Origin of the sequence: Yersinia alsatica (assembly GCF_902170305.1) — a bacterium.
Classification (GTDB): domain Bacteria; phylum Pseudomonadota; class Gammaproteobacteria; order Enterobacterales; family Enterobacteriaceae; genus Yersinia; species Yersinia alsatica.
Genome location: NZ_CABHWW010000014.1, coordinates 109,601 through 121,442 on the forward strand (window position 1 = coordinate 109,601; position 11,842 = coordinate 121,442).

An 11,842-nucleotide genomic window follows, 5' to 3' on the forward strand; every position below is an offset into this window, starting at 1 on the left:
TTTGGTTGGCGCTAATTGTTAGCGGCGATAGCAACAATTAGCGCCAGAGACTTTAAGCCGTTAGTGGGCCGCTTTTTGCAGGATAAAAGCGGGCGGCTGTTTTTGTAGCCAACGAATACGCAGCGCCATCAAAATAGCCGCCGATGTGAGACCAATAACAAACCCTATCCAGAAACCACTTGGCCCCATGGCGGGAACAATATAGTCAGTCAGCCCCAGCAGATAGCCACTTGGTAATCCCAGCAACCAATATGCAGTAAAAGTAATAAAGAAGATTGAGCGAGTATCTTTATAACCACGCAACACGCCACTGCCGATAACCTGAACTGCATCAGATAGTTGATAGATAGCCGCCAGCAGCATTAAGTGGGAGGCCATCATTACCACGGCAGGATTTTTGTTATACAGCAGAGCAATGTGTTCACGGAAAGTCACGGTAAATATCGCGGTAACGCACGCCAGCATTAAGCCGACCGCGATGCCGGTATAAGATGCAACTTTAGCTTGCTCAACCGACCCTTGCCCAAGACGGAAGCCGACTCGAATTGTCGCCGCTACACTCAGTGACATCGGCAGCATGAACATGAGTGAGCTGAAGTTGAGGGCGATTTGGTGCCCAGCCACCGCGACGATACCCAGTGGGGACACCAATAAGGCGACGACGGCAAACAGTGTGACTTCGAAAAACAGTGCTAATGCAACCGGCAGCCCCAAACCACCCAAGCGTTTCATCACCTGCCAGTCGGGCATGGCAAAACCTTTTTCTAGCTTGATATCTTGCTGAGAGCGGGCGCGGTTGACGTACCAACGCATCATCAGGAACATCACCCAGTAAACGGTGCCGGTTGCCACCCCGCAACCCACGCCTCCTAGGGCTGGCGCACCAAACTTGCCGTAGATGAAGATATAGTTAACCGGAATATTCACCAATAACCCAACAAAGCCAATCACCATGCCGGGTTTGGTTTTGGATAATCCTTCGCACTGATTGCGCAGAACCTGGAAAAATAGGTAGCCGGGCGCACCCCACATAATGGCATGCAAGAAACCCACGGCTTTATCGGCCAGCACCGGATCAATATTATGCATCTGCTTAATAACGTGGTCGCTATTATAGAGCACCACCATAATGAGCAGCGAAACACACAATGCCAGCCAAAAACCTTGTCTGACTTGATGCGCAATCTGATTCCGCCGTCCGGAGCCATTGAGTTGAGCAACCGTCGGGGTCAGCGCCAATAATAGTCCGTGGCCAAATAAAATAGCGGGTAACCAAATTGAGGTACCAACAGCCACGGCGGCCATATCCGTTGCACTGACAGAGCCGGCCATAATTGTGTCAACCACGCCCATGGCTGTTTGCGATAATTGCGCGATGACAACGGGAATAGCGAGAGCCAATAAGCTACGCGCTTCTACAATATACTTCTGCACGTATGCACCTTTTATCATTTTAATAGTGATTATTTATCGTGCGATTTACGACAAATAAAGCAATGGGAAATAAATATAGCCAAAGTAATTGGAGTTACAGGTAGACAGCAAGCGAACGAATCCCGATGGAGCTTACTCAAGTAAGTGATTCGGGGGAGTGAGCGTAGCTAACACCCCTGTAACTTCAAGTACAAAGGGTATAAAGATTGTACCTACTCGCCAAGCTTAATCAATGAAATACCACGGAAGTGCCTTTTTCGTCTAAGTGGTTTGGTTTTCCTTATCTTCTGAGGCAAAATCAAGACATAGCATTTTTCTTTCTATAGATAACAGATAAGAGGCATGGCGTATGTTTACAGGTATTGTGCAAGGCACCGCGCCAGTGGTTGCAATCGAGGAAAAATCCAACTTCCGCACCCATGTGGTGGAAATGCCGAGTGAGCTATTGCCTGAATTAGCTTTAGGCGCTTCTGTGGCCCACAATGGCTGCTGTCTGACAGTGACTGAAGTGAATGGGAATCGGGTCAGTTTTGATTTAATGAAAGAAACGCTGCGTATTACTAATCTGGGGGATATTAAGGTTGGTGACGTGGTTAATCTGGAGCGGGCCGCTAAATTCAGTGATGAAATTGGTGGGCATCTTATGTCCGGGCATATTATTTGTACTGCTGAAATTGCCAAGATATACACCTCAGAAAATAACCGCCAGATCTGGTTCCGCATGCCCAGTGATGATTTAATGAAATATGTACTGCATAAAGGTTTCATTGGTATTGATGGTATTAGCCTGACTATCGGTGAAGTCGTGGGGAATCGTTTCTGTGTGCATTTGATCCCCGAAACACTGGCGCGGACCACATTAGGTAAAAAGCGCTTAGGGCATCGGGTTAATATCGAAATAGATCCACAGACCCAAGCGGTAGTTGACACTGTCGAGCGAGTTTTGGCACAGCGCGATATTGCTACTGCGGCAGCAGCAGTAGAAAAAACTGTGCGGAGCTAGCTAACAGAGAGCAAAGCAGGGGGCTAATGGCCCGCTGCCTTGCTAACTTAAGAGAAGAGATTAACGAGCAACCCGAATACCGCCTTCGACACCATTTGGGCTGAATAATACTTGCCACAATTGAATGTCTCTGGCGCGGAATGCACCCGCACAGGCATTCAGATAATAGCTAAACATCCGCTGAAATCGTGGTGAATAGTTTTCTGCCAGACTTGGCCATGCAGCTTGAAAACGTTCATACCATGCCATCAGTGTTCGGTCATAGTCTGCACCGAAATTATGCCAGTCTTCCATGATGAAATAAGGTTCGCTGGCGTTGGCAATATGCTTCACTGACGGTAGGCAGCCATTGGGGAAAATATACTTATTAATCCACGGATCAATACTGAGATCAGTACGATTGGCGCCAATGGTATGTAACAGGAATAAACCATCAGGTTTTAGATTGCGATTTACCACATCAAAATAGGTGTGATAATTCTTCGGCCCGACGTGCTCGAACATCCCAACAGAAACGATGCGGTCGAATTGTTCATTTAAGTCACGATAATCTTGCAGCAAAATCGTGACATCCAACCCTTCGCAGCGTTTTTGCGCCAATTTTTGCTGTTCAGCAGAAATGGTGACACCGGTGACAGACACCCCGAAGTGACGGGCGGCATAAGCGGCAAGCCCACCCCAACCACAACCAATATCCAGCAGCTTCATACCCGGAGCTAATTGCAGTTTCTCGCAGATCATCTGCAATTTATTTTCCTGCGCTTGCTCAAGTGTGGTGGCATCTTTCCAGTAGCCACAAGAATATTGCATATTGGGATCGAGCATTAAGCTGAATAAGTCATTACCCAAGTCATAATGTTCTTTACCGACAATCCAGGCTCTTTTCTTTGATTGCAAATTGATAATGCGAGCAGCGGCAATACGTAAAGTATCTTTGAGATGATGTGGCAGTTGTTTTTCCAAGCCGGCTCTGAGTACTCGCTGGAAGAAAATATCCAGGCGGTCGCACTCCCACCAGCCATCCATATAACTCTCACCTAATGCCAAAGATCCTTCTTGTAATACCCGCTTAAAAAAGTCTGGGTTATTAACTCTAATGTCGAAGGGGCGTGAGCCATTGATTTCAATATCAGCCCGAGTCAGCATTTCTTGCACAATGCGGAACCACGGATTTTCTTGAATACTCTGGTCTTCAATACAGGATGAACTCATAGCTTCTCCATCACTTTCTTCTGACTTATGACCCGCGCCACTGTCGATATACGCGAATACATACCAAATAGGTTGTCGTGACCTTGGTGTCTGATGTCCTTTACGGACATACCCTTGGTATTTGAAGTTGCAGTGTTGTTGCAGCTCCCATTACTTCAGGTAAAGAGGAAGATTAAGAAGAAACCCTAATGACTCTTGGAGTTAGGGCGACTCATCCATAAGAGTAAATGTGACGCAATCCACGCGCACAGAAAATGCTTAAGATAATGCTTTTTTTTAATGATATCGTTATCGGTTAAATCGAGTATAGGCTTGCCGGGACGCTTTCTCAATAATAAATCGTTCCCGGCCAGCATGTTCGTTAGTGACTATTTTTATTGGTAATTATGACTCAGTGCAATTATAGCCAGTACTGTCAGTGTGGCTTTTTTCTTTGCGCAAAGCGTAGCAATGAATGCCATAACCCAGAAATGCCAAAATAACGGTCGATAACATCACTGTGACTGTGGCCAACAAGGGCTGGCTGATATAAGCCGAAACCGCCATGCTGGCGACAAAACACAAACCGAGCTGCAACGTATTTTGTAGTGCTGCGGCTTTACCCGTATTAGCCGGAAATGGGGTTAATGCATTTGCTACGATAATAGGGTAGCAGGCACCATTCACAAGCGCCATTAAGCAGAATGGAATAAGTAAAGTTATCAGCGTTGGCGTGGTCAATGTTGCGATCAAATAGAGCGCAACCATGCTGATGGCATAGCCGCTCAACAGCCAAGGCAGCAGGGTATTGCCTTTAATCCGAGTCAGTGCGCTGCGGCAACCAAACCCCCCCAGCAGGAAGGCCAAAGTTTGTGGAACATAACTCAAACCAATGGCATTGGGGCTATATCCCATCTCACCCAGAATGAAAGGCGAGCCGGTTAACCAGGCGAAGAACCCCGCGCTGCATGCCGCAAATATCATCACGTTGCCGCTAAATACTGGCGATTTTAGGAGCTGCCAGAAACTAATGGCGCTTTTATTTTGCACCGTATTATCTGATGGGGCATTTTTCCGCTCTTTCAGTAGTGCAGTGGGGATCAAAAGTAACAGTGTCACGGCCAACAGTACGACGAAAATTGAGCGCCAGCTGAAGTGGTTCAATAGCCAGGCACCCAATAATGGGGCGAGTGCCGGAGATAACGCCACTAACGGCATAATTGTGGCAAAGACCCGGTTGGCTTTACCGTCACGGTAGCGGTCTACCACTAATGCTTGCCAACTCACTGCTGCTGAGCAGACCCCCACAGCTTGAATAAAGCGCAGCACCAAGAGTTGTGTTGCTGTCTCAACCCACAACACCCCCAAACAGCCGATGGCAAATAATCCCAATCCAGCTAATAGCACTGGTTTGCGGCCCAGCTTGTCGGAGACTGGCCCCCAAATAAGCTGGGCGATAGCGAAACCGGCGAGGAAGATGCTGAGACTGGCACTAATGGAACCGGCGGAGGCTTGTAATTCTTGTTGCATGGCACCAAAGGCGGGTAAATACATATCGGTGGCCAAGTACCCCAACATGCTCAAACCCGCCAGATAGAACATGAAACTTGCTGACGTTTTCATACTTTATTTCTCTTTATCATAATTTTGCAGGCAATTTGCTGTCTTTAGACAGCTTTATAATTAGGGGTTTATAGCGGAGGGCATTCTATCCGCTGCGATAATCAGTTGTGAAACAGTAATATTTGCGAGAAGCTATCAAAAAAATTGATATCAAATAATTGAATATAAAGAGGCAGAAAATAATGTGGTCTGAATACTCATTGGATGTGGTTGATGCAGTGGCACGCACCGGGAGCTTCAGTGCGGCTGCTCAAGAATTGCACCGCGTGCCGTCTGCCGTCAGTTATACCGTGCGCCAACTGGAAGAGTGGCTGGCAGTTCCTCTGTTTGAGCGGCGTCATCGCGATGTCGAATTGACTCAGGCTGGGGTGGTTTTCATCAAAGAAGCCCGGGATGTTATCAAAAAAATGAATAACACACGCCGTCAGTGCCAACAGGTGGCGAATGGCTGGCGGGGGCAATTAAATATCGTGATAGATAAAATCGTCAAACCGCAGCGAAGTCGCCGCCTGGTGCTAGATTTTTATCGCCATTTCCCTGATGTGGAGTTGCGGGTGCGCTATGAGGTGTTTAATGGTGTCTGGGATGCTTTGGTCGATGGGCAAGCCGATATGGCCATTGGTGCCACCCGGGCTATCCCGGTGAGAGGGCGGTTTGTATTTCGCGATATGGGTTTTTTGACCTGGCACTGTGTGGTCAGCGTGAACCATCCTTTAGCCCGTTTAACCGGGCCACTTAACGACAATCAGTTGCGGCCATATCCATCACTCTGTCTGGAGGATACGGCGCGAAATCTGCCTAAGCGAGATACCTGGACGCTGGATAATCAGCAACGATTAGTGGCACCGGACTGGACGACGGGGATTGACTGCCTGTGTGCAGGGCTTTGCATTGGTATGGTGCCAGCCCATATGGTGTCGCCGCTGATTGCCGATGGCCAGTTGGTGGCATTGACGTTAGCTGAACCACTGCCAGATAGCCCGTGCTGCTTAACCTGGGAACAGAATAATCACTCCCCAGCTTTAGCGTGGTTACTGGACTATTTAGGTGACAGTGTCACGCTAAATGACGAATGGTTAAAGGATGGCAATGCAGCGGATGACGGCGGCGTGCAGCACTAGCGGCCAGTCACGTGGAATGTGACTGGCCGAAGAGGATTAACGGCGGTAATCGCGGAACGGGCCATCAGCGACAGAACGGCGCTCTACCAGTTTCGGGTGTACTTCAATGGTTTGTGGGTCTTCGCGCTTGCTGACAATACGATCAAGCAACATGGCAAAGGCGGTTTCACCTAATCGCTCTTTGGGCTGGTGGATCGTGGTTAGCGCCGGTGAGAAATAGCGCGCATTACGTACGTTGTCATACCCGATCACCGAAATATCTTGCGGCACGCGGAGTCCCAGCTCATCAGCGGCACATATTGCACCCATCGCCATGATATCGCCGCCACAGAATACTGCGGTCGGACGATGTTTTTGCGTCAAAATCTGATGCATGGCTTTATAACCAGACTCAGGTTCAAAATCGCCCTGAACCACCCATTCATCACGAATCGTGATATTCGCTTCCTCTAAGGCCTTCAGGAAGCCCTGATGGCGACCGCCCCCGGTATTACGTGATAACTGGCCGGGAATAGCACCGATATCACGATGGCCGCGCTCAATCAGATAACGGCCAGCTAAATAGCCACCCTCGAAGGCATTATCAATAATTGAATCGGTGAAATCACCGCGCGCGGTGCCCCAATCCATAACTACCATTGGAATATTACGATAATCTTCCAGCATCCCTAACAGTTGCTCGGGATATTCTGAGCACATAACTAATAGCCCATCAACACGCTTTTGCGCCAGCATGGCCAGATAAGCTTTTTGTTTATCCAGATTATTATGAGAGTTACATAAAATCAGGGTATAGCCTTTGCTATAGCAGCTATTTTCAACCGCTTCGATCACTTCAGCGAAATAGGGGGCTTCACTGGATGTCGCCAGTAAACCAATTGACTTAGTGTGATTCACTTTCAAACTGCGAGCCACAGCACTGGGCGAATAATGCAGTTCTTTAATGGCTGCCCACACAGCAGCCTTGGTATTTTCGGCGACGAAACGAGTTTTATTGATCACGTGTGAAACGGTGGTGGTGGACACACCCGCGTGTTTGGCCACATCTTTAATCGTTGCCATAAAAAAAATGACTCCTAAGCTTACCTGTTACAGCAGGTAAGTATTATGTTAATCGTTTGCCTGCATTACTCGAAAACCGCTCAGACAGAAGCACGATAGTAGGCTGGATGGTTGAGTCAGCTGGTCGTCTGAGAGTTTTTATTGGACGTTATTAGTCGGTATGCAGTTATGAACTGCGAATTTTGTCTGATCTGGAGGGAAAGTGGAAGAGCTAATCAATGTTATAAAGTGCGTAATGAGCACAAGATTTTTTTTCCTATCTGTGGGAAAATAATTTAACGCACTAATTATGTGCCTTTTCCCTACTAAAATTAACCGGCTGAGGAGTTTTTATGGATACCAATTTGAAGATGTCGCTGATTACGACTGTTGGTGCGCTGGCAATGATTATTGTCTTTAGCTTCGTGGCGGTAATGAATTAATTAAGCCGCTTGCCGGTGATAAGTAGGGCGGTTTACCCGCCCTTAATTATTACGCCGCTATTAAGCTAAATTCTGCTCAACAAAAGACCAGTTAACCAAAGCCCAGAAGTTCTCCAGATATTTTGGCCGCGCATTGCGGTAATCAATATAGTAAGCGTGTTCCCACACATCCACTGTCAACAACGGCTTATCGCTGGTTGTCAGTGGTGTTGCAGCATTCGATGTACTGACAATTGCCAGAGTGCCATCCGCTTTCTTGACCAGCCACGTCCAACCTGCACCAAAGTTTTTCACTGCGGCGTCGGTAAATTGCGCTTTAAATTCAGCAAAAGAACCAAAAGATTGCTTAATGGCATCAGCGACTTTGCCCGTCGGTTCGCCACCGCCATTCGGCGACAGACAGTGCCAGTAAAAAGTATGGTTCCAGACTTGAGCAGCATTGTTAAAGATGCCGCCGCTGGAGGTTTTGATAATCTCTTCCAACGTCTTAGCAGCAAACTCAGTATCTTTAATCAGGTTATTAAGATTCACCACATAGGTGTTGTGATGCTTGCCGTAATGATATTCCAGTGTTTCAGCCGAAATATGCGGTTCCAGTGCATTTTGTGCATAAGGTAATGCGGGTAATTCAAAAGACATAGCTCTCTCCTTTCGGGGTTGCTCAGGGTGTTTGCTCCTCAAATCCGGTCATTAGCTGTAGCCATGATGCGGCGAAGAGCGGTTAAATCATAATTGTTGTATTTTTGTTGTGGGTATTAATCTTAACAACTTTCAACAGGAATGACAGATATAACCACACTGACAGATAGGAGATTGCACGAAAATTAAACGCATTGAGTTATGTGATTGGTGGGGATGTTGAGAGGTAGGCACCTGATAGATTTACCGGATGCCAGTGTAAGGATTAGCGGATGGTTTTTGGTGTCACTACCCGGCGCGCGCCGACATAGTGATCTTGCCAGTAGTCATTATCCATCATGCTGATGCGGATCTCTTCGCCCGTCCGCGGGGACTGAATAAACTTGCCGTTGCCTAAATAGACCCCTACATGGTCGGCCACACCACGATTAGCAATATTGAAGAACACCAGGTCACCACTTTCTAATTCAGCGCGTTTAACCGGTGCTGCATCGCGCAAATGATACATTTCGTTGGCGGTGCGCGGCATTTTTATTCTGATGACATCTTTATAGGCGTAATAGATAAGCCCGCTGCAATCAAAACCGGTATTAGGGGAGGTGCCGCCCCAGCGATAAGGTTTGCCGACTTGTTTCATCAGTTTGCTCATAGCGGTTTGTTTGGCGTGTTGGTAGCGTTTTTTATGTGCCGGGCTGAGTTTCATTTTATTATTTGCGGCTAATTCGGTGCTGGCTTTCCCTTCCGCTTTATTTCTATGGCGACCATAAGCAACTTTTTCTGTTTTCTTAACTGTCGCCTTTTTATTGGCCGCAGTTTTAATATCGGTTTTTTTACTCTCAGTGGCTTTACTGTTGTTTGATTTTTTAGCGGTAGGTTTGCTGACTTCTGGTGCTTTCTTCTTAATAGTTTTACTGGCAGTGGCGGCTGTTTTCTTTTTATCGTTATTGGCGGCTATCTTATTTGGGACTTTTTTACTGGTAGTGTTTTTATTGTTGTCGACTTTAACTTTCTTAATGTTTTTATCTGCTTTACGTTTCTTGCGATCATCAGGGCTGGCCTGACTAATCTGACCTTTCTTTTGCTCAGCAGAGACGTGAGCCTGCGGCGACGCATGCGCCAGGTTTAGAAATAGCTGGGTGAACAGCAGCACAAACAGCGTAAGAATTAAACGCATAATAACGCTACCAACCTTGGCCCTGAAATGAATATGAAGAGTCACAGTATTGCCGAAACTCCGGATATAAAACAGCGGCGAACTACAAGAATCTAATCGATATTGTGAGAAAACGTTAATGGCGTCGCAATTGTTGTTTTTTCACCCGTCAAATGACCTTAAATCAACCATACGTCAACGAGTTAACCACCGCCTATTTCAAGCACCCCACAAGCAAGATAATAATGAAGTGATGGGATCAAAAATGTTATTATAAATGCATATATTTGTAGCCGACAATATAACCATTTGCTGGCAGAGTAAAGCCCCTGCAAAAGATGGCGTTTTATTCCTGTCGTGACAGTCGCTACAATAGGCCGTACGCAATAATTAAATTGAGCAATAAGTATTGTAGCCACAGGGCTTGAGGAAGCAAGAAATGACCACGATTGATAAAATTCAGCGCCAGATAGCGGAAAACCCAATCCTGCTTTATATGAAGGGTTCACCTAAGCTGCCAAACTGCGGTTTCTCTGCTCAGGCTGTGCAGGCGCTGTCCGCGTGCGGCGAGCGTTTTGCTTATGTTGATATTCTGCAAAACCCAGATATTCGTGCTGAGCTGCCAAAATATGCCAACTGGCCAACCTTCCCACAGCTGTGGGTTGATGGTGAATTGGTCGGCGGCTGCGATATTCTGATGGAAATGTATCAACGCGGCGAACTGCAAAAGTTACTGAAAGAAACTGCCGATAAATATCGTGCAGAAGAAGAAAAACCAGCCGCAGAATAATGGGTTGGCGAGTGAGTGGAACAAACAAAAGGTGGCTTGCAAGCCACCTTTTTTAATCATGAAATCGCTATTCCCACCTCAAATCTGCTTACTCAGATTCACCCGCCGGTACCGGCCAGCCACCTAGTTTCTTCCAGCGATTCACCAGCTCACAGAATAGTTTTGCGGTTTGCATGGTATCGTACAAAGCTGAGTGAGCCTGGCTACTGTCAAAGGGGATACCCGCAGTCAGACAAGCTTTAGCCAACACTGTTTGCCCCAGCACTAACCCGCTGAGCGCGGCAGTATCGAATGTGGCAAAAGGGTGGAATGGATTGCGCTTCAAACTGGCACGTTCTGCCGCCGCCATCACAAAGCTGTGATCAAAGTGGGCATTGTGCGCGACAATAATTGCCCGGTTACAGCCTTGATCTTTCAAACCTTTGCGTACCGCTTTGAAAATGGCATGTAAGGCTTCATATTCACTGACTGCGCCACGCAAAGGGTTGGTCGGGTCTATGCCATTAAATGCCAGCGCTTCAGGTTGCAGATTGGCACCTTCAAAAGGGTCAACATGAAAATGCAGTGTTTCATCTGGCAACAGCCAACCATCCTTGTTCATTTGCAAGGTGACGGCGGCAATTTCCAGTAATGCGTCAGTTTGAGCATTAAAACCGGCGGTTTCTACATCAATTACTACTGGGTAATACCCACGAAAACGGCCACTCAGGGCGTTAAGGTCACTTTTATCTGCCATCAGTTTCTTATCTTCATCGAATTCAGCGCGCATTATGTCAAATTTTAGCGCGGGATGCAGGGGGATATCGCGATGAGAAAAAAGGCACCTTACCGGTGCCTTTAAGTTAATCAGTTTCCGAGGCCCAGTCCGGCGCTCTTATTCTCGATTAACTCGATTTTGTAACCGTCGGGATCTTCGACAAAAGCAATAATGGTATTACCGCCTTTGACCGGACCGGCTTCACGAGTTACTTTACCGCCCGCGTGGCGAATTTGGTCGCAAGTGGCAGCAACATCATCAACACCCAGCGCCAGATGACCAAATGCAGTCCCCATTTCGTAACTATCAACGCCCCAGTTATAAGTCAGCTCAATGACTGAACCTTCACTCTCATCACTGTAACCGACGAATGCCAACGAATATTTATATTCGGTATTTTCGCTGGTACGCAGCAAACGCATCCCTAATACCTTGGTATAAAAATCGATGGAACGTTGCAGGTCACCTACACGGATCATGGTATGGAGTAAGCGCATTTACAAAGCCCCTTATAATCAATAGGTTAAATTTACAAGTCATGATAAATCAAAACTAATTTATAATCATATAGCAATATTATCACACTCACTAGCTCGGTAATCTTCTACGGGTCAAAAACAAAACAGCCGGTCAGAATTATCTTCTAA

12 protein-coding genes are annotated in these 11,842 nt (G+C 47.0%); 4 read left to right on the plus strand and 8 right to left on the minus strand.

The features are described 5' to 3' along the window. Positions 1–60: 60 nt before the first annotated feature. Positions 61–1,434: an MATE family efflux transporter gene (locus FTA96_RS09990; RefSeq protein WP_050107156.1), complete on the minus strand. Its 1,374-nt coding sequence runs from the start codon at positions 1,432–1,434 to the stop codon at positions 61–63. Positions 1,435–1,783: 349 nt separating this feature from the next. Here FTA96_RS09990 and FTA96_RS09995 point away from each other — a divergent pair, with 349 nt between their 5' ends. Then, a complete protein-coding gene (locus FTA96_RS09995; protein WP_050107155.1) occupies positions 1,784–2,437 on the plus strand; it encodes a riboflavin synthase in 654 nt (217 codons plus the stop codon). Between the two features lie 60 nt (positions 2,438–2,497). On the opposite strand, the gene cfa is transcribed toward FTA96_RS09995, so the two are convergent. Together cfa and punC are read right to left on the minus strand one after the other, a co-directional pair. Further along, positions 2,498–3,649, minus strand: a complete 1,152-nt coding sequence (cfa, locus tag FTA96_RS10000; RefSeq protein WP_050107154.1) for a cyclopropane fatty acyl phospholipid synthase — start codon at positions 3,647–3,649, stop codon at positions 2,498–2,500. Positions 3,650–4,033: 384 nt separating this feature from the next. After that, complete coding sequence (gene punC / locus FTA96_RS10005) at positions 4,034–5,251, minus strand: purine nucleoside transporter PunC (RefSeq protein ID WP_145573720.1); 1,218 nt, start codon at positions 5,249–5,251, stop codon at positions 4,034–4,036. A 182-nt stretch (positions 5,252–5,433) separates the two neighbouring features. Here punC and punR point away from each other — a divergent pair, with 182 nt between their 5' ends. Beyond that, entirely contained in the window at positions 5,434–6,372 is a 939-nt protein-coding gene (punR, locus tag FTA96_RS10010) for a DNA-binding transcriptional activator PunR (protein WP_050134521.1), read from the plus strand. A gap of 36 nt (positions 6,373–6,408) precedes the next feature. Here punR and purR read toward each other — a convergent pair whose 3' ends face one another. After that, the gene (gene purR, locus FTA96_RS10015) at positions 6,409–7,434 is read right to left on the minus strand and encodes an HTH-type transcriptional repressor PurR (RefSeq protein ID WP_145536603.1); all 1,026 of its coding nucleotides are present in this window, start codon (positions 7,432–7,434) and stop codon (positions 6,409–6,411) included. 332 nt (positions 7,435–7,766) lie between these two features. Here purR and cydH point away from each other — a divergent pair, with 332 nt between their 5' ends. Next, complete coding sequence (gene cydH, locus FTA96_RS10020; protein WP_019079325.1) at positions 7,767–7,856, plus strand: cytochrome bd-I oxidase subunit CydH; 90 nt, start codon at positions 7,767–7,769, stop codon at positions 7,854–7,856. A 60-nt stretch (positions 7,857–7,916) separates the two neighbouring features. On the opposite strand, the gene sodB is transcribed toward cydH, so the two are convergent. Together sodB and FTA96_RS10030 are read right to left on the minus strand one after the other, a co-directional pair. Next, on the minus strand, positions 7,917–8,495 hold the full coding sequence (gene sodB, locus FTA96_RS10025) for a superoxide dismutase [Fe] (protein WP_050107150.1): 579 nt from the start codon (positions 8,493–8,495) through the stop codon (positions 7,917–7,919). 265 nt (positions 8,496–8,760) lie between these two features. Beyond that, a complete protein-coding gene (locus tag FTA96_RS10030) occupies positions 8,761–9,669 on the minus strand; it encodes a C40 family peptidase (RefSeq protein ID WP_050107149.1) in 909 nt (302 codons plus the stop codon). A gap of 418 nt (positions 9,670–10,087) precedes the next feature. Here FTA96_RS10030 and FTA96_RS10040 point away from each other — a divergent pair, with 418 nt between their 5' ends. Next, positions 10,088–10,438, plus strand: coding sequence for a Grx4 family monothiol glutaredoxin (locus tag FTA96_RS10040; protein ID WP_050107148.1), 351 nt, complete (start codon positions 10,088–10,090; stop codon positions 10,436–10,438). A gap of 88 nt (positions 10,439–10,526) precedes the next feature. Here the strand turns inward: FTA96_RS10040 and rnt are convergent, their stop codons facing one another. Next, positions 10,527–11,207 (minus strand): ribonuclease T, encoded by a 681-nt coding sequence (rnt, locus tag FTA96_RS10045; RefSeq protein ID WP_050107147.1) that lies wholly within the window; start codon positions 11,205–11,207, stop codon positions 10,527–10,529. 77 nt (positions 11,208–11,284) lie between these two features. Continuing rightward, a complete protein-coding gene (gloA, locus tag FTA96_RS10050; protein ID WP_050107146.1) occupies positions 11,285–11,692 on the minus strand; it encodes a lactoylglutathione lyase in 408 nt (135 codons plus the stop codon). Between the last annotated feature and the right edge of the window lie 150 nt (positions 11,693–11,842).